Source organism: Acinetobacter sp. UBA6720, assembly GCF_002454215.1.
Classification (GTDB): domain Bacteria; phylum Pseudomonadota; class Gammaproteobacteria; order Pseudomonadales; family Moraxellaceae; genus Acinetobacter.
This window is the reverse complement of sequence record NZ_DKIK01000146.1, coordinates 1-22,442: the sequence shown is the minus strand read 5'-3', so window position 1 is coordinate 22,442 and position 22,442 is coordinate 1. Positions and strand designations below refer to the sequence as shown.

21 protein-coding genes and 1 pseudogene are annotated in these 22,442 nt (G+C 41.2%); 19 read left to right on the top strand and 3 right to left on the bottom strand.

The annotated features are described in order from the left end of the window. Positions 1–171: pseudogene (locus B4F08_RS13055) on the top strand (UDP-N-acetylglucosamine 1-carboxyvinyltransferase); the annotation flags it as partial. After that, positions 168–869 carry an ATP phosphoribosyltransferase gene (hisG, locus tag B4F08_RS13050; protein ID WP_004984172.1) on the top strand — a complete coding sequence of 234 codons (702 nt, stop codon included), beginning with the start codon at positions 168–170 and terminating at the stop codon, positions 867–869. The pseudogene B4F08_RS13055 and the gene hisG, both read left to right, overlap by 4 nt. A gap of 154 nt (positions 870–1,023) precedes the next feature. Here hisG and B4F08_RS13045 read toward each other — a convergent pair whose 3' ends face one another. Further along, a complete protein-coding gene (locus tag B4F08_RS13045) occupies positions 1,024–1,287 on the bottom strand; it encodes a nuclear transport factor 2 family protein (RefSeq protein ID WP_291374652.1) in 264 nt (87 codons plus the stop codon). Positions 1,288–1,461: 174 nt separating this feature from the next. Between B4F08_RS13045 and hisD the strand changes: the two genes are divergently transcribed. After that, on the top strand, positions 1,462–2,763 hold the full coding sequence (hisD, locus tag B4F08_RS13040) for a histidinol dehydrogenase (protein ID WP_291374650.1): 1,302 nt from the start codon (positions 1,462–1,464) through the stop codon (positions 2,761–2,763). 174 nt (positions 2,764–2,937) lie between these two features. Continuing rightward, positions 2,938–4,029: a histidinol-phosphate transaminase gene (gene hisC / locus B4F08_RS13035; protein WP_291374649.1), complete on the top strand. Its 1,092-nt coding sequence runs from the start codon at positions 2,938–2,940 to the stop codon at positions 4,027–4,029. 72 nt (positions 4,030–4,101) lie between these two features. Here the strand turns inward: hisC and B4F08_RS13030 are convergent, their stop codons facing one another. Then, positions 4,102–5,451: an anthranilate synthase component I family protein gene (locus B4F08_RS13030; protein WP_291374647.1), complete on the bottom strand. Its 1,350-nt coding sequence runs from the start codon at positions 5,449–5,451 to the stop codon at positions 4,102–4,104. Positions 5,452–5,705: 254 nt separating this feature from the next. Between B4F08_RS13030 and B4F08_RS13025 the strand changes: the two genes are divergently transcribed. From B4F08_RS13025 to B4F08_RS13000, 6 genes are all read left to right on the top strand, one after another. Then, entirely contained in the window at positions 5,706–6,659 is a 954-nt protein-coding gene (locus B4F08_RS13025; protein ID WP_119064970.1) for a DUF6160 family protein, read from the top strand. 185 nt (positions 6,660–6,844) lie between these two features. After that, complete coding sequence (locus B4F08_RS13020; protein WP_291374645.1) at positions 6,845–7,678, top strand: C39 family peptidase; 834 nt, start codon at positions 6,845–6,847, stop codon at positions 7,676–7,678. A gap of 64 nt (positions 7,679–7,742) precedes the next feature. Then, on the top strand, positions 7,743–8,861 hold the full coding sequence (locus B4F08_RS13015; protein WP_119064975.1) for a hypothetical protein: 1,119 nt from the start codon (positions 7,743–7,745) through the stop codon (positions 8,859–8,861). A 12-nt stretch (positions 8,862–8,873) separates the two neighbouring features. Then, complete coding sequence (locus B4F08_RS13010; protein ID WP_291374643.1) at positions 8,874–10,538, top strand: OmpP1/FadL family transporter; 1,665 nt, start codon at positions 8,874–8,876, stop codon at positions 10,536–10,538. Positions 10,539–10,543: 5 nt separating this feature from the next. Further along, positions 10,544–11,779: a putative pilus assembly protein FilE gene (gene filE, locus B4F08_RS13005; protein WP_291374641.1), complete on the top strand. Its 1,236-nt coding sequence runs from the start codon at positions 10,544–10,546 to the stop codon at positions 11,777–11,779. Positions 11,780–11,798: 19 nt separating this feature from the next. Further along, positions 11,799–13,718 (top strand): flagellar protein FilF, encoded by a 1,920-nt coding sequence (locus B4F08_RS13000; protein ID WP_291374639.1) that lies wholly within the window; start codon positions 11,799–11,801, stop codon positions 13,716–13,718. A 54-nt stretch (positions 13,719–13,772) separates the two neighbouring features. On the opposite strand, the gene B4F08_RS12995 is transcribed toward B4F08_RS13000, so the two are convergent. Continuing rightward, complete coding sequence (locus B4F08_RS12995; RefSeq protein ID WP_162622349.1) at positions 13,773–14,321, bottom strand: NUDIX hydrolase; 549 nt, start codon at positions 14,319–14,321, stop codon at positions 13,773–13,775. Between the two features lie 124 nt (positions 14,322–14,445). On the opposite strand from B4F08_RS12995, the gene B4F08_RS12990 reads away from it, so the two are divergent. The 9 genes from B4F08_RS12990 to B4F08_RS17285 form a co-directional block, all read left to right on the top strand. Continuing rightward, positions 14,446–15,048, top strand: a complete 603-nt coding sequence (locus B4F08_RS12990) for a CoA pyrophosphatase (RefSeq protein ID WP_086210777.1) — start codon at positions 14,446–14,448, stop codon at positions 15,046–15,048. Positions 15,049–15,071: 23 nt separating this feature from the next. Next, the gene (locus B4F08_RS12985) at positions 15,072–15,602 is read left to right on the top strand and encodes a gamma carbonic anhydrase family protein (protein WP_291374636.1); all 531 of its coding nucleotides are present in this window, start codon (positions 15,072–15,074) and stop codon (positions 15,600–15,602) included. A gap of 129 nt (positions 15,603–15,731) precedes the next feature. Continuing rightward, on the top strand, positions 15,732–16,397 hold the full coding sequence (gene tsaB / locus B4F08_RS12980) for a tRNA (adenosine(37)-N6)-threonylcarbamoyltransferase complex dimerization subunit type 1 TsaB (protein ID WP_291374634.1): 666 nt from the start codon (positions 15,732–15,734) through the stop codon (positions 16,395–16,397). Between the two features lie 12 nt (positions 16,398–16,409). Then, positions 16,410–17,234 (top strand): undecaprenyl-diphosphate phosphatase, encoded by an 825-nt coding sequence (locus B4F08_RS12975; protein ID WP_086210774.1) that lies wholly within the window; start codon positions 16,410–16,412, stop codon positions 17,232–17,234. Then, positions 17,228–18,046: a class I SAM-dependent methyltransferase gene (locus B4F08_RS12970; protein ID WP_395579850.1), complete on the top strand. Its 819-nt coding sequence runs from the start codon at positions 17,228–17,230 to the stop codon at positions 18,044–18,046. The genes B4F08_RS12975 and B4F08_RS12970 overlap by 7 nt, the downstream gene beginning before the upstream one ends. 123 nt (positions 18,047–18,169) lie before the next feature. Beyond that, on the top strand, positions 18,170–19,546 hold the full coding sequence (locus B4F08_RS12965; RefSeq protein ID WP_078426258.1) for a C13 family peptidase: 1,377 nt from the start codon (positions 18,170–18,172) through the stop codon (positions 19,544–19,546). 22 nt (positions 19,547–19,568) lie between these two features. Then, positions 19,569–20,405 (top strand): S-formylglutathione hydrolase, encoded by an 837-nt coding sequence (fghA, locus tag B4F08_RS12960; protein ID WP_291374628.1) that lies wholly within the window; start codon positions 19,569–19,571, stop codon positions 20,403–20,405. A 125-nt stretch (positions 20,406–20,530) separates the two neighbouring features. Then, positions 20,531–21,640: a YjgN family protein gene (locus tag B4F08_RS12955; RefSeq protein WP_291374626.1), complete on the top strand. Its 1,110-nt coding sequence runs from the start codon at positions 20,531–20,533 to the stop codon at positions 21,638–21,640. Positions 21,641–22,022: 382 nt separating this feature from the next. Then, the coding region (locus B4F08_RS17285; RefSeq protein WP_414632479.1) for a M48 family metallopeptidase at positions 22,023–22,442 on the top strand (420 nt) is incomplete at its 3' end.

Genomic DNA, 22,442 nt, shown 5'->3' with positions numbered 1-22,442 from the left:
GCACCTGTGATGGCAACAGATTTACGCGCTTCTTTCTCGCTGGTGTTGGCGGCACTTGCTGCTGATGGTGAGACGCTGATTGATCGTATCTATCATATTGATCGCGGTTATGAAGATGTCGAAGCGAAATTACAAGGTATAGGCGCCCAAATTAAGCGAGTAAGTTCATGAGCGATATGAGAAACGATGATCCAAATTTTGACGTAATGGGCAATTTTGATCATGGTTTAACATTGGCATTGAGTAAAGGTCGTATTTTAAAAGAAACCCTGCCTTTACTTGAAACGGCTGGAATTAACTTACTGGAAGATCCTGATAAATCACGTAAGTTAATTTTCCCCACCACCCATAAACAAGTCCGTATTTTAATTTTACGTGCTTCTGACGTACCTACCTATGTGGAAAATGGTGCGGCTGATATCGGTGTTGCGGGCAAAGACGTGCTTATGGAACATGGCGCGCAAAACGTTTATGAACCACTCGATCTAAAAATTGCAGTATGTAAACTGATGACCGCAGGTAAAGTTGGCATGGAGCGTCCTAAAGGGCGTTTAAAAATTGCCACCAAATATGTAAATTTAACCCGTCAGTACTATGCAAGCTTAGGTGAGCAAGTCGATGTGATTAAGTTATATGGTTCAATGGAACTTGCGCCATTGGTGGGTTTAGGTGATTACATTGTTGACGTGGTTGATACGGGGAATACTTTACGTGCCAATGGTTTAGAACCTTTGGAAGAAATTTGTAAAGTCTCTTCACGTTTGATCGTGAACAAGGCAAGTTTCAAGCGTAAGCAAGCATTGTTAAATCCAATTCTTGCACAGTTAGAAACAGCTGTGGCTGAGCGTGAAGCATTAAAGAATAAGTAAGTTGATCTTTTGTGTTTAAAGAAACCGCTATCTATGATGGCGGTTTTTTTGTGCGTACTCATTTTTAATATTTTTATTGGATTGAAATACAATAGGATTGAATTTGAACCAGTTGATTTAAAGCATCAAAGTTATAGACATCACAAGCAGAAATTCAGGATGTCTGCTTGGCATCATGGAATTGCGCTTCACCTTGAATAATTACATGATGAGCTACTTGATGAACCGCTTGGATTTGGAACTCATGCGATATGCGCTTAAAATAATTTTCAATAGCGTGGCAATGTTTTAGAACTTGGTCGATGCCTGAGAGTTGTCGCTCGCCGATGATTTCCCATACAATATTTTGTGAAAAATACGGCTGAACTTGGCTGAATTGCCCGATGGAAAAGCTTTGGGCTATATCTGTAATCGTCATTAACGTTCACCTATTCTTTTAATTCTTAAAATCATTCTAGTTCAAAATAAGATTTCTACTTATTTGCCGATGCGCTTAAAAGTAATTTTTCATTAAACTCTATCTTAAGCTGCAGGATTGTTGCCCACAAAATACAGGAAACAAGGTAAACTAAAGCTTCCGTTTATTTTCATTGTGGATAAATTGATGCGACGTTTATCGACTCAAGATCAGAACTTTAAACAAGTCTTTGCTGATTTGTTGGCTTTTGAAACCGTGAGTGACCCAGAACTTTTAAAAACCGTAGATCAAATCATTGCTGATGTCCGTCAGCATGGTAATGCTCATGTTCTTAAACTCACTCAACAGTTCGATCGACATCCCGCGCATCAATTCTCAGATTTAGAACTGACCCAAGAACAATTAAAAACCGCATTTGATGGTTTGAGTAGCGAAGTCCGTGAAGCTTTAGAGCTTGCGGCAAAACGTATTCGTGAGTTTCACCAAGCACAAAAGCAAGAAGGCTGGACTTATGTGGATGGCTTGGGCAATACGCTCGGACAAAAAGTAACACCTTTAGATCGCGTTGGAATTTATGTGCCAGGCGGCTTGGCGTCCTATCCGTCTTCTGTACTGATGAATGCTGTACCTGCGCATGTGGCGGGTGTACCTGAAATTATTATGGTTGTACCTGCACCAAACGGCGAGTTGAATCCGCTGGTGTTGGCGGCAGCTTATTTAGCTGGTGTGCATCGTGTCTTCACTATTGGTGGCGCACAAGCAGTTGCAGCATTAGCCTATGGCACAGAAACGATTCCAGCGGTAGATAAGATTACAGGGCCGGGCAACCGTTTTGTGGCTGCAGCGAAGCGTGCAGTATTTGGTCAGGTCGGTATCGACATGATTGCAGGGCCGTCTGAAATTTTAGTCTATGCTGAAGGCGTGAATAACGCAGAATGGTTGGCGATGGATTTATTGTCTCAAGCTGAGCACGATACTGTGGCACAAGCAGTGTTTATCACACCAGATGCGCAGTTGTTAAATGACGTAGAACAAGCGATTGAAGCACATTTACAAGCTTTACCTAAAGCGGAGATTGCACGTACTTCGATCGCTAACCGAGGTGCATTGGTGCTTGTGAAAGACCGTGCCGAAGCCGTTGAACTGATTAACCAAGTGGCTCCTGAACATTTAGAACTGTGCCTAGATGACGCGCAGGAAATGGCCGAAGATATTCGCCATGCAGGTGCGATTTTCATGGGACGTTATACCCCAGAAGCGATTGGTGACTATTGTGCAGGGCCTAACCACGTTTTGCCAACTTCAGGTACGGCACGCTTTTCCTCGCCGCTGGGTGTCTATGATTTCCAAAAGCGTTCAAGTTTGATCATGTGCTCTGAGCAGGGTGTGAAAACTTTGGCGAAAACCGCGGATATCTTAGCGCAACAAGAAAACTTAGATGCGCATGCACGTTCAGCACGTTATCGTTATCAATAATATAAATTTAGATCCCTCATGTGTTCAGTAATGAATGTTCCTCTCTCTATGGGAGAGGTTAGGAGAGGGGAAAATATTTAATTCAGTTTGGGACATCATAAACCTCTCCCAAACCCTCTCCTAGAAGGAAAGGGCTTACAGAAAAGTAAGTTGAGTGCATAAATGAGATAGACAATGTCTAACATTACTACAGAACAAATGCGTTTTTGGAGCCCTGAAGTACGCGAATTAGAACCGTATGTGCCAGGCGAACAACCGAAAATTCAAAATTTATTAAAGCTCAATACCAATGAAAACCCATATCCACCTTCACCAAAAGTAGTGGAAGCAGTTCAAGCGGTCTTGGCAAACTCTGCGGATGTATTGCGTTTATATCCAGATCCAGATGCTTCCGTGTTGAAGCAGGCGATTGCGAAACAACAACATGTTGCAGTTGAAAATGTCTTTGTCGGCAATGGTTCAGATGAAGTCTTAGCACATATTTTTAAAGCTTTTTTTGTGCAAGAGCTGCCTGTACTTTACCCGGATATTACTTATAGTTTTTATCCTGTTTATAGCCAATTTTTTGGAGTGAAAACCAAAATTTTGCCACTCAATGATGACTTTGAAATTGTGGTGGATGACTATAAACAAGCCAATGGCGGCATTATTATCACCAATCCAAATGCACCAACCAGTATTGATATTGGTTTAGCTGCAATAGAAGCAGTGCTTCAGGCCAATCCAAATTCGGTGGTGGTGATTGATGAAGCTTATGTGGACTTTGGGGCTGAATCGGCAGTCGGTTTGGTGGAAAAATATGAGAACTTGGTGGTGTGTCAAACCACGTCTAAGTCTCGTTCACTGGCAGGTTTACGTGTTGGTTTTGCGATTGCTCAGCCACATTTGATTGCTGCCTTAGAAGCGGTGAAGAACAGTTTTAACTCTTATCCGATGGACCGTTTTGCGATTGCCGCTGCGGTCGCTTCATTTGAAGATCAAGCTTATTTCGAAGCACAAAATCAAAAAGTGATTCAAAGCCGTGAACGATTGGTTGAACAATTGACCACGCTGGGCTTTAATGTTTTGCCATCGAGTGCCAACTTTATCTTTGCCTCATTGCCTAGCAAAGATGCAGGTGAATTAGCGGCTGAATTACGCGAACAAGGCATTATTGTGCGTTATTTCAATAAACCGCGTATTAACCAGTTTTTACGTATCACGGTTGGAACTGATGAGCAAAATCAACGTTTAGTCGATACATTGAAAAATGATATTTTAAAATAACTTTTCAGTGAATTTGCCTCTGGAAAAAGTGAACGTTCATTGATGTGAAGGTTCACTTTTTTATTTTGGTGGCTATTCAGTGTCCGTTTGCACAAAGGTATTGAGTAAATTGAGAAGTGCTGAGACTTTGTCAAAGCATTCTTGGTATTCAGCCTCGCACTCTGATGCAATGGTAATTCCACCACCAGCCCAAAGTGAAATCTCATCTTGGAATTTTTGGATTGAGCGAATCAAAATGTTCCAAGAGCCTGTACCATCGAAATTAAAATACCCCATTGAACCGCAGTACGCTCCACGTGGAGCACTTTCCAGCTCGTCAATAATTTGCATAGCCCGAATTTTAGGTGCACCTGTAATTGAGCCACCAGGGAGTGCAGAGAGCAGTACATGAAAGGGATGAATATCTGCTCTAAGTGTGGCTTCAACTTCACTGACCATGTGGTGGACTTGGTTAAAACTTTCAATATTAAACAGCTTAGGTGTTTTGACTGAACCTGTTTCAGCATAAACGCTTAAATCATTTCGCAATAAATCTACGATCATTACATTTTCAGCTTGGTCTTTTTCTGAAACCATCAAACGTTGTTTCGATTGTTCATCCAAGACTGGGTCTGTATGGCGCGGCATGGTGCCTTTAATCGGCTTGGTAATGATTTTGCGATGAGCTTGAAAATCAATAAACAACTCGGGTGAACAACTTAAGAGTTCAAAATCATTGATACGGAGATAGCCCGAGTAAGGTGCATCGGTCAATTGCCAAAATGCCTCGACTACACTTAGGAGTTGACCATGTGCCTTGGCAGTGAACTCTTGTGTGAGATTGATTTGATAACAATCCCCAGCTTTGATGTATTCCTGTACTTGCTGAAAGGCTTGCTTGTATTGGGTTTCAGTCCAGCGTGCTTGGCATGTGGCTTGAAGTTGTAAAGGCGAGGGAAGAACAGGTATTGTACTGATGCATTGTTCTATTTTGCTGAAAATACGTTCTGCTTGCGAATCCGTACTATACAAGACCCAGCCTGCATTGCTCCATTTGAGATAAGTGCTATATAGCCCTAAAAATAAGCTGGGTTGAGACTTGATTTGAATGTTAATTTGTTTTTGTGCTGCATAATCATAACTAATAAATCCAATGATCCCCCCATTGAAAGAATCTGTTTTGGGAGTAGATATTGGTTTGATTTCGGTAGAAAGTTCACTTGCCTGATCATCAGATATGTAACAAAAATCAGCAGTACGTTGAAAGAAAAAGTGCTGTTTTTCCTGAAAAACTTGATAACGCTCAGGCAGGAAAGCAATGACAGGTGCATCTACATTTTGTAAATAGACTAACTGCGAGAGTTCATTCAAGGCATGCAATAGTCTTGATACTGAAATGCTAGAATCACAGATTGTCTTTTTAAATGATGGGTTTAGAGTCATGCTAACGCAAATAGAGTCAAAAAATTCAGGCTATTTTACCGCATTGTGAGTATGTGCACAGCGTAAATACCGTTTATCGGTAAGCTGGGGATTACGACCAACAGCAGTTGATCAAAAAAGCACGCACATATAACTTAGTTCTGGCAGTTAGGTCACTCAAGGATAGATGTTGATACTGGGTCAAAATAAAAAAAACAGTAATTAACATCGAGTGACTGGTATCACAAAAATAAAGCTCTTAGGAGAGGAACAAGATGAAAATTATTACTAAACTTGCTTTAGTTTCTTCAATGGCAATCAGTGCAAATGCAATGGCAATGCAAGCAATGGATGACGCTTCGCTCAGTGCCGCTACAGGTCAAGATGGTTTAAATATCGGCATCGGTATTTCTAAAATCGAAATTGGTAAAGTCTTTGTCCACGATAATGATGGTCTAGCAGTTGCAAATGGCGGTACTGCCAAAGCTGGTGCTATTGTGATTCAAGGAAATGGTAAAGCGGGTGATGTGCTAGAAAATCACGGTATTATTATCGGTGCAAACTATGACAACGCGGGAGCATATTTACTGCCTTCTCGTAACTTGGCTGATCTGCAAATTGACTCTGATGCAAACGGCGGTAATGCATTTATTAACGTTGCAGCTCAAGTTTCTGGTTTAGATATTAAAATTGGTCAAATTGGTGTCGTGGCTTCAGCTGATATACCAACAACAGGGGCAACATCTATCCGTCGTGGTGGTACAGGTACTGTAAACCCAATCTTAAGTGGCTTATCACTTAAAACGGGTCCAATGTCTGCAAATATCCAATTGGGTGCTGCACCGCAAGGCGCAATGATCCAATTGAACGCAACGATGGTGGGTGGTTTAGAAATTAAAGACTTGGGTATCTTAGATAACTCAACGAAAACAGCAACACGTGCTGCAGGTGAAATCTTTGTTGAAAGTATTAAAGTTGCAGATGCTAACTCTCTTGATTTAACGCTAAATCAAAAAATTAGTGTGATTGGTGAAGAAGGTGCGAATAAGGGTTATATTCGTATGATTAGCACAAGCGGTGCGCACGATACTTATGTTAAAGGTGTGCATTTGGGTAGCCGTAGTGCTGCGTCAATGGGTGATGTAGAAGTTCAAGGTATGCAAACATACTTTAGTCCTGCTGCTGGTGTATATATGCCAGGTGCTGTGATTACTATTTCTGGGCACTAAGCTTAGAACTAAAAAAAGCGCGTGGATTCACGCGCTTTTTTTCTAAAATATATTCATAAAAAATGCAAAAAAGACTATTTTTTTTTAAGAAAACGCAGTATCTTCTTGAATGTATGGATATAGAGTATTAACTCTAAAAACAAAAAATGGGCGGGATGCCTAAATTATTAAAAAAAGTAAAAGCTATGTTAGAGATCGCATTGGGCTCAGCAATGATGTATTACTTTGCCACCGAAGCCTTTGATATAAAGAAGAAACCTGCGGAAGCGGTTTACTATACTGAAGTTCTAGATTCTCGGAATGCATCTTTTACAAGAATGCACCATGAACCAGTCTTAATTAATCCTACTGTCGAAGACCAATTTCGAGGCATTGTTCGTCAAGCCTATGACTATAGTTGTGGTTCAGCTGCACTGACGACACTCATTAATGGTTATGTCGGTGCTCAACTTACAGAACAGCAAACTATGGATGGCTTGCTTCGTTATGGGGAGTATGAGCGCATCATTGAGCGTCGTAGTTTTTCATTATTGGATATGAAGCGTTTTGTGACTGCACTTGGTCTAGAAAGTGGAGGATATAAAGGGGAGTTTGAGGATCTGATTAAACAGGGTCAACCCGCAATTGTTCCAATTTCTTATGCCGGTTTTAAGCACTTTGTTGTGTATAAGGGCTATAAAGATGGTCGAGTGTATGTTGCTGATCCTGCACTGGGAAACATTAGTTTTGATGAGCAGCGTTTTAAGGATATTTGGGAAAACAACACACTGTTTTTAATTAATGTAGCCCCTGAGAAACGAAAAAATATGTTGGCTTTACAAGAGGCTGATATGCGACATGTCGATGATGCTACTGTCAATCGTTATGCATTGGTCGATATCCAATACCCTCAACATTACATGGAAAAAATAGCTGATCGGGCCTCAACAATTCGCCTAGAGCGCAATAAAAATAAAGAGTCGGAATACTATGGACAGCCGACATATAATTTTCTCAGGCTTTATTACAAAAACAAATAAAGTGTGAAAAAAATTAAAACAAGAACAATTGGTGGTAGGTAAAGGGACAATGATGAATAAATGGATGAATAAGACACTGCTCGCAGTAAGTGTGCAGATGATTCTTGGGGTGGCTTATGCAGCAGAAGAACCAACTTTGGGGGGCTATGAAGCTGTCAATGAGAATGTTGCAGTAGAACAAGCGACTGCTCAGCCTCAAGATACTACTGTATCTGAAGCACAAGTGGTTGCTCAGAGTGGCAGTAATGAGCAAGCAGCTTCTTCTGCTTTACAACAACAGGAAGGAGATGCAACCAAAGAGACGAATCTTCAAGAAGTATTTACTTCTAATGAACGTCAATATTCATTGATTAAACAAGGTGAAATTTCATCTTATTACGACATTGATTATACCTATTACCGAGATACTCAACTCGATCTGGAAATGGCACAAGGACAGCTTTATCAGCTTCGTGTCCAAGAAAATGCAACTCATAGTTTGACCAATACCTTCACAGCCCAATATGGTTTGAGAGATAACTTAACCTTAACGGCTTCATTGCCTTTGGTTGCTAAAACAGATTTATTAAAAGATACCTCTACGGCTGGGCTAGGGGATATTTCTTTTGGTGCTCGTTGGGAACCCTTCCCACTTAAAGCTGGTCGTCTACCTTTGATTTTATTCGGTAATATTTCGACTAAAACAGGCGATAGTCCTTATGAAATTAATGCCACTTCAGACTTAGCAACGGGTAAAGGATATTATTCGGCAGGTGTTGGAGCAAGTACACGTAAGTATATTGATCCTGTGGTGTTGTTTGCCTCCGTTTCTGCTAACTATGGTTTTAAAGAGTCTGGTTTAGATCAGCGCCGTGGTAGCCGCGTGATTGAAGAATTTGAACCTGGAATTAGTGGTGGTTTTGCCGTAGGTTTTGCTTACTCGTTTAACTACGATGTATCAATGACAATGTCCTACCAACAGAGTTTCAATACGGGTGCGGAGTTTAAGTATAGCTCTGGTGAAAGTTATTCCCCAGCAGATCAAACCAGTTCAACGTTTGCTATTTCACTTGGTGTACGTGTTTCACCTGAAACAATTGTGAATGGCACGGTCGGTCTAGGTTTGACCGAAGATGCACCTGATGTATCACTCGGTTTATCTTTCCCGTTAGATATTCTTGGTTTTGGAAAAAAGCTTAAATAAAAGGGCAGTCGTATGAACAATCTTCGACTTAGCCCTTTGGTGTCTGCCATATTATTAACGGGCTATTCTAGTGTTACCTTTGCCGCTTTAGGGCAAAACCTATCAGTTGATATTCGCTCTTTGTCCATGGGGAATGCTGTGACCGCTGATCCTCCTGGAATCAGTGCGATTCATTTTAACCCAGCAGCCTTAACCAAGATTGAAGGCTTGCAGACAGATGTACAAGGAATTGTTGCTGATTTTAATATCGAGCGAGAATTTACTGTTCCAGCTGGTTATAACGTTTTTGGTTATTCTGATGACCCAATGGTCTGTAACGATGGACCTGAGGTTGATGCTGATATTTGTACTGATTTTAAAGGCCCAGTTCGAGGAGATGTTGAATACCCAAGCCTATATGTCCCAGGCTTAAAGAAAATGGTGGACTTAGGTAAAGGTATGCCAGTTGCTGCCCCTACGGCGGGTATTGCCTATACCCCTCCTGGATCCAAAATGACATTTGCAACCGCAATGTATGCACCTTTAATTGCAGGCTTTGGGGCTGAAGATGGCAATCTTGGTAACTTTATGGGGCAACAGGTTGCGTTAGAGCGGATTACATATTTATCTCCATCTATGGCTTATCAAATCAATGATCAACTTTCGATTGGTGGTTCAATCGGTATGTCATATCAAGCGCTAGCATTGAAAAATGATTTGCGTTTTCCCAATGAGTTAATTGGGATGCTAAGAATGATAGATGATGTTGTATGTACACCATTCAAAGAAAATTCAGATGTGATTACCGATATTTTATTATTGGGTATGTGTAATGCCAAAGAGGGAATGAATCCTTTTGGGCTTTTTGGAAAATTAGATCTTTCAGTTGAGCAGACACTGAGTCCATCCTATAACCTAGGTGTGCTTTGGGAGCCAACAGAAGACTTTAGCTTTGGTGTGGTTTATCAGAGTGCTGCCAAAATGAGGATGAAAGGTCGCTATCACATTGAAAATACGAAAGCACCACGTGAGTTGATTAACGGTTTAATGTCATCCCCGACAGGGCAAATTTTAGCTGCAATTTTAAGTTTTCCAAACTCTATACCAGCAAGTGAGTCTGGTTTAGTGTCAATGGAGTTGGAATATCCTGCACATTTCCAAACAGGGATTAAGTATAAGCTTTTACCTGATTTACAAGTGAATATTGATGTCGGTTGGACTGATTATAGAGCATGGAATAAGTTTAAGTTTGAGTTCGATCGTGAAGTTTCAGCACTCAAAATTGCAAAACTGCTTTCGGCAAATATTACAGATAATAGTTTGGCACTGCCTTTAGAGTTTGAGTCACCATGGAACTATGGTATTGGGCTTGAATATTCCGTTACAGACCGTTTGAAGCTCCGCGCTGGTTATGAGCCACGCACCAGTGCAATTCCAGATGGTAAGCGAAACACTATGGTTCCTATTAATAATGCACGTTTGTTTGGTTTAGGTGTAGGTTATCGGTTTGATGCAGATACAGATGTGGATTTGTCGATTGGATTTTTACAAAGCCGAGATAAAATTCCAGCAAATACCAGTAGTTTAGCGAACCAAACTGGGGTGAATAATATTTTATTAAATCCATACGCGGGTTTGAATGTAAAAACAGATACAACCATTACGATTTTAGGGTTGAACTATAGATCAAGGTGGTAAGCACATTGAATACAAGAAAACGGATTTTATTGTCTACATCATTTTATATTTTGAGCTGTGCTTTTAGTATTGGTTTTGCGGGCGAGTTTTTTACGATTATTGGTCCAGATGGAAGACCGATGGTTGTTCAACGCAAAGCAAATGAGGTGCAAGCGAAGCCACCCTTGCAAGAAACCAAACGTATAGACGTTATGAAGCCAGAGGTAAATCTAGTCATACCTCAGCCTAGTCTATCTACATCTTCACCACAGTCAGTACCATTGAAACCTCAACAACAAGTGATTAAACAGCAAGTACATACGATTAAAGCAGGTGTAACCCAAGCTAAGGGTGTTCCTGGAGTGAAACAAGTAGATCCCTCAGTTCCTCCTCATGCTGAACAGCTACAGCATGAAAACCAATTTCAAGGACAGCAAAAAAGGGTCGAGCAAAGCCCGTTGGTAAAGGCAAAGCAAGAGGCTTTACCAATAACTCAACCTGTTGTGATCAAAGCAAATACCACAGCTGCGGTAGCCAATGAAGTGGCACCTGTACCGTCAACAATGTTTAACCAAATGGATGGTACCGAGTATGTACGAAATGAATATTTGGAAGATCGTGAATTTAATTTGGAGGGTAAAAAACGTTTTTATACTATGCCTGAGGGGGTCATTGACCATAAAACAGGAGCTACCCGCTTTCAGGTTATTGAACGAGAAAAAGGGGTAAGTAAGTCTGTTCTGAACTCCATATTAAAACCGAAACAAAAAGAAAACTTAGTACCGATTGTGCTTGCATCGACATATTACAGAATGCCTAAACAAGACACGATTGAGAGTTTGGGACAAATTTGTTTTAACGATAAGAAGGTGGAAAAAGCCAAAACTTTGCAGGTTAATCATGATATTAACGTTTGGCCAAAAAAACCGTTAAAAGAAAAATTTGAGTTCGAAATTATCAAAATTGAGAACAATGTTCAAAATATACAATTGAATTCTTATGCCTCAAGACAAAATGATCCCACCTTTTATTGGCCTTTTGCTGTGTTTTTAGATGAAAAGGCCTGTGTCATTGAGGGAGCGGGGGGATTTAAAAATGATGAGAACTCATCTTCAATGTTATCTCATGGAATGATCGCAGGAACTCTACATGTACCTGAGCAAAGTCATTATTTACTTTTGACCCCACTTTCCTCAGCTATAGATGTTGAGCATAAAGTGTTAACCAATCATGGACAGTTAAAACTCATCGCAATTCGCTAAAAATAAATAGAGTACGAAAATGAAAAAACAAATGTTATGGCCGTTTACTTTGTCCACCTTGATGGTTGCGTTGACGGGTTGTGGTGGTGAAAGTGCAAATGTGAAATCAGAGCCAAACCACGTGAATTCTGTTAATGGCAGTTGCTTAGTTCAGGACAAAAATTGTGTTGAGTTTGCTTTAGACTATCCTATTGATGGGATCAATTTTGTTTGTAGTAGCGATCCTGATAATATCTATATCACACTCATGGAACCGAAAACCAATGCAGCAACAGGGCGTTGCTCTGAAGGCGACAAAGTTCATTTTTTCTTGACAGGAAGTTCAGATAAGCAAGTTGAACTTGGTACAGTTCCCTTGTCTGAGATTGGTAATGTAAGTACTGTTTCAGCGGCTCTTCCCCGTCTCAGTATTTTAAATATGGCAAAAGCTATCAATAGTGGTGTAGCTGCAGCGAGTTTAAGTCCGGCAGATAAAACTGTACAAATTGCGATGTCTTTAGCAAAAATTTTTCAGGCACTTGGAATAGAGCGTAGTGCAGGGGTAGCTGGAGATGTGCAACCTTTTAGTATCCCAACTGCTAAGAAAGAAGAGCTTTCTAAACTTTTAGCTTCTATTTCTGCAGATGATTATGTGTCAGGAGCTTATGCAGATAAAATTAAACCATGGATAGATGTCAGTCAAATTAGTAATGATGATGCTTTTAAAGTGGTGCAAACATTGGTTCTGATGAATAATTCAGCGACTTATCAAGCCGATTTTCCAATCTTTACAAATGCATTGTCTGAAAGTACAGGGATTGGCTTACCGCAAGGCTTATATGGCTGTAATGCTACTGACTGTAAAAGTAATCCCGCCAACCTTCGTCATTTAATTGGTAGTTTTTTAATCTTAACGGATCGGCAAGGTTATACTTTTGGCTCAGGGGTACAGTGGCGTGGTCCATTAAAACAACAACTAGGGAGCGATTTGGCAACGAGTGTCACTGTTGATTTACTGAAAAATATTGAACCAGTCAAAATGAATGCATTGGCGCAAACATCGTGGATTAGCCCGTTGACTAAAAGCATTCAACAACCCTTTAAATTTAATTTGAGTGACCCAGATTCTAGTGACTTTACCATTAATCAGGGCAAGCTTTTTAACGATTATATGATTGCTGGAACAGAGAGTTTCTACAAGCAACTTACGAAGTCGACAACAGGTAGCCCATCTTCTTATGGTTTATGGCAACAAAATTATGGTACGGATACTTTTAAGGGTTCCTTTGATGTATTTAAGATTTTCCCGATTGGCTATTTAGATAATGATGTTTTTAAGTCTAAAAATAATGTTGAATCTGGTCAGAAATATATTTTCCCGCTTTATGCTAATTTGATTTTTACTGGCAAAGATTCGAGTGAAAAAGTGACTTTAGGAATTGCAATTGATGAGTCGGGAGATATTCGTACCGATATGCAGTCCAATACCAATAAGGCAACAGCTTGCACACCACTGACCAGCACAAGTGAAACGCTGATGACTGGTACCAATCAAGTGCAATATCGGATTGGGACATTAGGGGCAACCGATACAACAAATAAAGCCGTAACGTTCCGAATTCTATTGGCAAATCCAACATTTGAAAGCATTGATGGTGTGGCTATTGGTGTAAATACGAATATTGTTACTGACGTAGATAGTAATGGGAAACAAAGCTCTACAGTGAGTGGTGGGGCACGTATTAATTTGGCGAATTTACTCTCTGCAAATGCCAATGAAAGTGCTTATATTTCACTTAGTGATTTTGGCGGTGCGGGTGTGAAATGGACCAATATCTACAAATCGTATTTAAATGCGTATTATGAGAAAAATAATATTGCCAATCGCGCAGCAGCAGCTTTCCGTGAAGGTGATGTTTCTATTGAGATAGCAGATTGTTATCGTGTCTTACAGAAATAACCCAGTATAAAGATGAAAGCCCATCACTGATGGGCTTTTTTATTTCTATGAGCATTAACCTGTATGGTCTAAACGTGTGCCCAGGGTTTCAAGATGCATCGTAAAGAGATTACTTTTACGGTCAGCAAAATAATGGCGTAATGTATGTTCAACACTAGGAAAAGCTAGCTCTGACCATGGTATTTCATGTTCTTCGAATAAACGGCATTCAATACTTTCTTCGCCTGCACCAAATTTACCATCTACTAAATTGGCTTTAAATAAAACGTAAATTTGACCAATACGTGGAATATTGTACATACAATACAATTGTTCGATTTCTACCTCAGCTTCAGCTTCTTCTCGCGTTTCACGTGCAGCGCCTTGCTCCATGGTTTCGAACAATTCCATATAACCTGCGGGTAAGGTCCATAAACCATAACGTGGTTCAATGGCACGACGGCATAATAAGACTTTATTTTCCCAAAGTGCAAGTGCACCACAAATCACTTTAGGATTAACATAATGAATAGCGTTACATGAGGTGCAAACACGACGCAATTGATGGTCACCAAGAGGGATTTGTTCTGTTGTTTTCTGCCCACAATTGCTACAAAAGTCCATATTCATCATCAATGATAAAGTTCAGACTCAGCATAACTGAAAAATTAAATTTTGGCATCATTTCTCTTTTTTCAGTATGAAATTCAGCTATGATGAAAAAAAGAAAGATTAGAGATGACGTGGAATGGATGAACACTCATTAACACACATATTGCAACAACAATTACGGTTTTCAAGAAAAATTAAATCGGCAGATGCAGCTGTGTTAATCGCGATCACCAATGAAGCAAATCCCAAAGTTCTACTGACTCGTCGCTCAGCTTATTTATCTAATCATGCTGGAGAGGTCTCTTTTCCAGGGGGAAAAAGAGACCCTCAAGATACCAGTAATATTGTCGTCGCCTTACGTGAAGCCTATGAAGAAACGGCATTGAATCCTTTTGATGTACAGTTATTAGGTGATTTGCCGATGCAAAAAGCCCGTAATGGCATGCTTGTTAAACCCGTAGTTGGCCTGATTCCACCTGAAGTTGAACTGGTGGCTCAACCGACAGAAATTGATCGTATTTTTTTTGCCTCGTTAAAACAACTGATGGAAGTACCTGCGGTGCCTTATGAAGTTCGCTTTGCTCATCAGTCGCTCTATTTCCCCAGTATGCGGGTGGAAAATGAAATTGTGTGGGGACTCACTGCGCGCATGCTAGTTGCATTGTTTCAATATGGTTTGGACTACCATAAAGAATGGCCATTTTTAGTCAATTCACCGACATTTCGGTTGCCCAAGTAAGTTTAATATTTTAAGGAAGAGATATGCTGTACAAATTTAAAGATCATGCACCGCAAGCCACGTATCAACCTTGGGATGGTTGGGTTGCTGAAAATGCCACAGTGATTGGCCAAGTTCAATTGGGACGGCAGGTCAGTATTTGGTTTGGAGCAGTCGTACGTGCAGACAATTGTAGTATTCGTTTGGGTGACTTTACCAATGTTCAGGAAAATGCAGTTTTACATACCGATGCTGGAATTGAAATGAATATTGGTCATTATGTCACCATTGGGCATCAAGCTATGTTGCATGGTTGCACCGTGGGGGATAACAGTCTGATTGGGATTAATGCGGTGGTTTTAAACAATGCCGTGATTGGAAAAAATTGTATTATTGGCGCCAATGCACTGATTCCTGAGGGTAAAGTCATTCCAGATAATTCCCTAGTCATGGGTTCACCCGGTAAAGTCGTCAAAACTTTGGATGAAGCAGCGGCAGCCAGATTAAAAATGAGTGCCTTGCACTATGCTGAACACTTTAAACAGTTTATGGATTTAGAGCCTACACATTTATAAATCTGCTTTTTAAAATATAGCCTAGATTTGTCTAGGCTTTTTTATATCTACTTTGAGAACAACTCGCCTAGTGCTTTTGAGTGGAGTATCATAGCCACGTTTTTATAGATTAAATCATTAAGGTTGTGCATGAAAGTGCTGGCATTGGAATCTGCAAATGAGCAGTGTTCCGTCTCTATTGTAGATGAAAATCAAGAACTTTTTTTCCAATTGGATACGCGCGCAAAAGCACAAACGCAAACGATTCTTCCAATGATTGAGCTAGGTTTTCAACAGTTGGGTTTAAAGACAGAAGATTTATCTTGTATCGCTTTTAGCCGTGGTCCTGGTTCTTTTAGTGGCGTTCGTATTAATGCCGCAGTGACTCAAGCTTTGGCATGGTCAAATGATTTACCTGTGGTTCCTGTCTCAACTTTACAAGCGCTCGCACAAGCTGCACATCGCGTGCATGGTCTAACCACAGTCACAGCAGTTTTAGACGCTCGCATGAGTGAAGTCTATATTGCAAGTTTTCAGTTAGATGCGGACGGCATCATGCAAGCAGTCGATGAAGAACAGCTTTTAAGCTATGCAGTGGCTACTGAATGTACACCGTTTACTTTAGTTGGTTCAGGCGCAACCTTAATTGACCCATCACAAATACAATACAAAGATATCAGCGCAAGTGCGCAAGATATTGCCACAATTGCACGCAAGTTTGCACAGCAACAACAATGGGTCAGTGCTGAATTGGCACTTCCAGTCTATTTGCGTGATAACGCTTGGAAAAAAATCCCAGAACAGGGTAAAGCATAATTAGGGTTTTTTATGGATCTTTTACTGCTGCTCAAAGCAGCAATTATGGGTATTGTTGAAGGTATTACCGAGTTTTTGCCCATTTCAAGTACAGGACATTTAATTTTAGCTTCTGAACTCATGAATTTTTGGACCAAAGAAAAAAGTGATGTCTTCGTGATTGCCATTCAAATGGGGGCAATTGCAGCCGTTATTTATGAATATTGGGCACGTTTGTGGGGGGCGGCAACGGGCATTTTTAGTGGCGAGCCCCAAGGTCGTCGTCTCGGAGTTGGACTCATTTTAGCGTCGATTCCTATTGTGCTGATTGGTTTGACCTTAGGTCAGACGGTGAAAGAGCTTTTATTTAATGATATTGCCATTGCCATCGGTCTGATTGTGGGTGGTTTGATTATTATTTGGATTGAAAAGCATCCACCACAAGAGCGCGTGCATGAAGTTGAAGACCTAAGTGTGAAAGATGCGATGTGGATTGGTCTGATTCAAGTGCTGTCTTTAATCCCAGGTACATCACGTTCGGGGGCAACCATTATTGGCGCGATGTTCTTAGGTGTATCGCGTAAAGCGGCGACTGAGTTTTCATTCTTCTTGGGTATTCCAGTAATTATTGGTGCCGGTCTTTTAGATTTGTACCAAAGTGCACATGTGTTTGATGGACAACAAGATTGGATCGTATTGGCAACAGGCATTATTGTTTCTTTTGTCTCAGCTTTACTGCTGATTCGTGCTTTAGTTGCTTATGTGGCGAAGCGTGATTTCATGATTTTTGCATGGTATCGCATCGCTTCAGGCTTAGTGATTCTATTGTTTGCCTTTACAGGTTGGAAGTTATGGTAAGCCCAATGCGCTTATATGTGGAACAAGAGCATTTAGAAAAAGCACAGCACTATGTTGCTGTGCTTTTTTCTCGTGGTGTAGATGTCAGCATCGAAGTCGCCGAGAAGTTAAATGCACGTTTTTTCCGTTTTCACCCTGAACTGGGGTTGTGTGCCGATGCCGATGGGCTTTGGCTTTGTGCCAATGGCATGAAAATGCAGCCGGATTGGAAAGCAGAAGTTCCACGCTTAAAACGTGCATCGTTGAAGTCTGAAATGATTGCGCGTGCTTGCCATTTGACTGAAAAACCGAAACTGATTGATGCAACGGCAGGGCTTGGGCATGATTCATTGCTCATGGCATATTTGGGGGCCAATGTCACTTTAGTAGAACGCCATCCCATTTTATTCACCTTGCTAGAGTCAAGTAAGGAACAGGCTTTGCAGGATGCATTTTTAAACTCTGTGGTGAGTCGAATTGACTTGGTTTTTTCAGATTCAGCGCAGTATTTGCAGCAACAAGCAGAACAGGGCAATACGGTTGATGTGGTTTATCTGGACCCGATGTTTCCGCAACGGGATCAAAATCAGCAAGCCGTGAAAAAACAGGCGCAAGTGAAAAAGCAAATGCAGCTTTTACATATGTTATTGCCAGAAGATGGCGAAATGGATTTGGGTGATCATCTGCTTGGCTTGGCACAAAAAGTGGCAAAACGGGTGGTGGTCAAACGTCCGCGCTTGGCCGTATTTTTGGCAAATCAAGAAACCACTCATCAGTGGCTGGGGGATGCATGCCGTTTTGATGCCTATTTTCAGCATGAACGCTTAGACTGAAGTGGAAGATTGCTTCAAAAGTATGCAAAGATTTGTTATATAGTTAAAAACATCATTGATAAAATGCTGATCAAGCATAAACTTAGTGTGTTCCTACGTAAGTCACAATTTAATTAGAATCTTATGATCGACTTCAAACCTTCCATCAACTTTTGGCATGATTTTAAAAGCAACCAAACTGCGGGGATGTGGTTGTTTCTAGGTTCACGACGCTCTTTGCAAATTGTCCATCCTTCGATTATGCAGCTCATTTTTTGGGGGATTTTAGGCGGTTCAGCCAATACTTTATTTAGCTGGTTGAGTGCAGGAGAGATTGGTGACTTTAACCCGCAAGGTTTGGTCAGTTATGCGCTTTGGCCATTTATTGCCCTGATTGTCGGGATTTTTCTGTCTCAGCGGGTGAATAATCCGCGTCTGATGTTGGTGCCAGCGCTGCTTTGGTTAGTGCTGGATACGCATATCGCGTTATTACAAAGTTTTATCCAATACTTGGGTATGATTGATGTCCTGCCGTATTTCTTCTACGACTATTTGCCGAATGTGTTCATGGTGTTGTTTGTCTGGCAGAGTTTGGCTGTGGTGTGGGTGTTTTCCCGTGAGCTGAAATGGCCATGGTGGGAGCGTGCCTTGATTGTCTTGGCCACGCTGTTTACTCTTGTGGTTTGGCAAATGTCAGTGACCAGTCAGCCGATTTGGAAGGTAGAAGAAACGCCACCAACCTTTGCAGAAGATGCTTTCTATGCACAAAGTCGTTTACTGAATAAAGCACTTGAGTCTGTGCAATATGGCGAATTTGCACAGTCACATTGGTACTTCCTTGGGGTGGCAGGAGCGAGTTATCAAGATGTATTTCGTTCGGAAGTCGAGCGAATTAAAGAACAATTCGATACCCGTTTTGGTACGTTGGGTCGTTCGATGATGCTGGTGAATAACCCTGCAACACGGACAGAAATTCCGATAGCCTCTAAACACAGTATTGAAATGGCGCTGCGCCGTATGGGACAGCAGATGAACCGCGAAAGTGATGTGTTATTTTTATACATGACCTCGCATGGTTTACCGAACCAGTTCGAAATGGAAAATGCACCTTTAGACTTAACTCAGGTCGATCCGAAATGGTTACGTGAAACTTTAGATGCATCGGGTATTCGCTGGCGTGTGATTGTTATTTCATCGTGCTTCTCTGGAAGCTTTGTACCAGCACTGCAAAATGACAATACTTTGATCATTACCGCTTCGGCGGCAGACCGCCAGTCTTTTGGGTGTACCAATGAAGCTGATTATACTTATTTTGGTCGGGCGTTTTTTGATCAGGCAATGCGTGAGCAAAACAGCATAGAAACGGCGTTTAGCCAAGCACAAAAAACCGTAAGTCAATGGGAAACAGCACAAGGTTTTGAACCATCTGAACCACAATGGTCGATGGGTAAAAATATGGAGTTGATGCTTCCTCAACTTGAGCAGCGCTTGTTTCCACCTAAAGCTGTTGCAACCCCTTAATTTGGATCTAAAAGGAACCCTGATGGAATTAGTACAATCTAACCGTAGTTTTGATGGTGAACAGCGTATTTACCGATTTAATTCCATCAGCCTCCAAGGTGAGAGTAAGTTTGGTATTTATTTACCTGCCCAAGCGTTAGCAGGGCAAGCGTGTCCAGCCTTATTTTACTTAGCGGGATTAACCTGTACCGAAGAAACTTTTGCCATTAAAGCGCATGCACAGCGTTTAGCAGCACAGCTAGGTCTGATTTTGGTAACGCCTGATACTTCACCCCGTGGAGAACAGGTCGCGCAAGGTGATCATTGGGATATTGGGCAAGGGGCAGGTTTTTATATCAATGCAATCCAAGCGCCGTGGGCTGAGCATTTCCAGATGGAAAGCTATGTCGCTGAAGAACTGTATGATCTCGTGATTCAGCAGTTTGCCGTACAAGCTGAGCGTATCGGTATTTTTGGGCACAGCATGGGCGGGCATGGTGCTTTAACCTTGGCCTTGAAATATCCTGAGAAATTTAAGTCTGTGTCTGCTTTTGCCCCGATTTGTGCACCTAGCCAATGTCCTTGGGGCGAGAAAGCATTTTCAAACTATTTAGGTTCAGATCAAGCTGAATGGCTAAACCATGATGCAACTGCTTTAGTACAAACAAAAGTTGCCCAATTTGCCGATATTTTAATTGATCAGGGTTTGGGTGATCAATTTTACAGTCAGCTTAATCCTGCATTATTTCAGCAAGCCTGTCAGGCTGTGGGTCAGCCACTAACCCTTCGTGAACATGCAGGCTATGACCATGGTTATTACTTTATTCAAAGTTTTATTGATGACCATTTACAGTTTCACGCGGTACAGCTTGAATCTTAAATATTGATTTGTAATATTTATTCTTAATTTTTGACTAGAAATCATCCAATACTGGCATTAACATGGTTGGGTGATTGATTGATGTGCTTAAAAAATAAAACAGTAAAATAATAGATAGGGTATACATGCAAAACTCTGAGGCATCATTGCCACCTGTAGAGGCTTCTTTTGAAGCAAGTTGGCCACCTCCGCCAGTCGTCCCAGCGGATGAACCTAATACATACTTAGGTCAGACCTTTCGTTTCCAGTTCAGAGGCAATGCTAGAGAGTACTTTGGCATTTGGATTGTTAATATCCTGTTGACCATTGTGACGCTGACTTTATATGCCCCTTGGGCGAAGGTACGCCGCTTACGCTATTTTTATGCTAACACCGTATTTTATGGTCGAAAATTTGATTTTACAGGGATGCCAACACGGATTTTAATCGGTCGGATTATTGCCTTGGGGATATATTTTGGTGCCTCAGCCTTAGCAAAAGTGTCTTGGCAAGCTTCGTTAATCGGTTTTCTCATCATATTTTTATTGGTGCCATGGTTGCTACGTTCCACTATTCGCTTTCGTGCTAGAAACAGTAAATTTGGCAATAGCCGCTTTTATTTTACAGGCACAACCAAAGAAGCCTATATCTTGGCGCTGAAAGGCATTTTGATTTACATCTTTACCCTCGGGATCTTTTTCCCAGTGCTGTTTTGGTATTTTAAAAAATACACGATGGATAATTTACAACTGGGGCAGTTACGTTTTGAGCTACATGCCGATTGGCCTGACTATATGCGTGCCATGTATGTCCCGGTGTTTTTGTTTATTGGAATCGTCTTTGTTTTAGGATTATTCGTTGCCTTCACCCTTCAAGTGGGGAGCAGTTCTCCAACCCAGTTTGGGATCATCGTGGCAGCGATTTATATGATTGCTGCTTTTATGATTTGGCCGCTGATGATGGCGCGAATTTTTATTACCACATGGAATAAAGCCACTTTGGGGCGTAGTCCTTTCCAAACGGACTGTGGTCAGATGCATTATGCATGGATCGTAATGACCAACTGGATTTTAAAAATTCTCTCGCTTGGTTTGTTATCGGCATGGGCTGCGGTACGTTTATATCAGTATCAAATTGAGTCATTAACTTTAACCCTAAAAAATGATCCAGACCGTATGTACAATTTGGCTCAAGATGACCCGAATGCCATTGCTGAAGAACTGAGTGATATTTTTGACATCGACATTTCGTTGTAACGAGGCTTAAATGCAGGAACAAGATATCACCTTTTACGATGGACAAATCTCAAAACCGTATCCCGCGACGATTTCTCCAATTGACCGCGAAACAGTGTTGATTTGTTATAACCAGAAGCAGCGCCGTTATTATTATGCCGATATGCAGTTGATTGGGGCCTTGGGGCAGATACAACCTGTGATTGAGTTGAAAGATGATGCACGGATTGAATTTCCACAAGCGTTGCCTGACTGGTTTGAGCTGAACAAAAAGCATGTACAGCATTCGATTTGGAAATTAGAACGCTCCCCAAGTCTCATCTTATTTAGTGTGATGTTTGTTGCTGCTTTTATCTTCGCCATTTTAAGGTGGGGCATTCCCAGTGCGGCGCATTATGTCGCGATGAAACTGCCTGAGGACACTATTTATCAACTGGGAGATGAAGCACAAGAACAAGTGTTCAATATGACGGCGCCTTCGACTGTACCCGTATTACGTCAAAAACAAATCATAAAAAGCTATCAGGATCTTGTTGCCAATGGTCGGCCTGCCAAAGTCTTATTTCGTTCAGGTGGAAAAATTGGAGCCAATGCTTTAGCTATTCCAAACAATACGATTATTTTGACCGATGAACTGGTTAATTTAGCCAAAGATGATCATGAAATTATTGGGGTGTTAGCGCATGAGCAAGGGCATTTGGTTGAGCGACATAGTCTACAGCAAGCCTTATCCAGTTTAGGTTTTAGTGTGCTGTTGATTGCGGTGACGGGAGCCAGTTCGCCCTTATTTACAACTTTGCCTGTGGCTTTGGTGGGTGCCAGT

Bases quoted from the DNA above. Each gene is read 5' to 3' on its own strand.
- hisG (WP_004984172.1), top strand. From the start codon at position 168: ATGAGCGATATGAGAAACGATGATCCAAATTTTGACGTAATGGGCAAT.
- B4F08_RS13045 (WP_291374652.1), bottom strand. From the start codon at position 1,287: ATGACGATTACAGATATAGCCCAAAGCTTTTCCATCGGGCAATTCAGC.
- hisC (WP_291374649.1), top strand. From the start codon at position 2,938: ATGTCTAACATTACTACAGAACAAATGCGTTTTTGGAGCCCTGAAGTA.
- B4F08_RS13030 (WP_291374647.1), bottom strand. From the start codon at position 5,451: ATGACTCTAAACCCATCATTTAAAAAGACAATCTGTGATTCTAGCATT.
- B4F08_RS13025 (WP_119064970.1), top strand. From the start codon at position 5,706: ATGAAAATTATTACTAAACTTGCTTTAGTTTCTTCAATGGCAATCAGT.
- B4F08_RS13020 (WP_291374645.1), top strand. From the start codon at position 6,845: ATGTTAGAGATCGCATTGGGCTCAGCAATGATGTATTACTTTGCCACC.
- B4F08_RS13015 (WP_119064975.1), top strand. From the start codon at position 7,743: ATGAATAAGACACTGCTCGCAGTAAGTGTGCAGATGATTCTTGGGGTG.
- B4F08_RS13010 (WP_291374643.1), top strand. From the start codon at position 8,874: ATGAACAATCTTCGACTTAGCCCTTTGGTGTCTGCCATATTATTAACG.
- B4F08_RS13000 (WP_291374639.1), top strand. From the start codon at position 11,799: ATGAAAAAACAAATGTTATGGCCGTTTACTTTGTCCACCTTGATGGTT.
- B4F08_RS12995 (WP_162622349.1), bottom strand. From the start codon at position 14,321: ATGGACTTTTGTAGCAATTGTGGGCAGAAAACAACAGAACAAATCCCT.
- B4F08_RS12990 (WP_086210777.1), top strand. From the start codon at position 14,446: ATGGATGAACACTCATTAACACACATATTGCAACAACAATTACGGTTT.
- B4F08_RS12985 (WP_291374636.1), top strand. From the start codon at position 15,072: ATGCTGTACAAATTTAAAGATCATGCACCGCAAGCCACGTATCAACCT.
- tsaB (WP_291374634.1), top strand. From the start codon at position 15,732: ATGAAAGTGCTGGCATTGGAATCTGCAAATGAGCAGTGTTCCGTCTCT.
- B4F08_RS12975 (WP_086210774.1), top strand. From the start codon at position 16,410: ATGGATCTTTTACTGCTGCTCAAAGCAGCAATTATGGGTATTGTTGAA.
- B4F08_RS12970 (WP_395579850.1), top strand. From the start codon at position 17,228: ATGGTAAGCCCAATGCGCTTATATGTGGAACAAGAGCATTTAGAAAAA.
- B4F08_RS12965 (WP_078426258.1), top strand. From the start codon at position 18,170: ATGATCGACTTCAAACCTTCCATCAACTTTTGGCATGATTTTAAAAGC.
- fghA (WP_291374628.1), top strand. From the start codon at position 19,569: ATGGAATTAGTACAATCTAACCGTAGTTTTGATGGTGAACAGCGTATT.
- B4F08_RS12955 (WP_291374626.1), top strand. From the start codon at position 20,531: ATGCAAAACTCTGAGGCATCATTGCCACCTGTAGAGGCTTCTTTTGAA.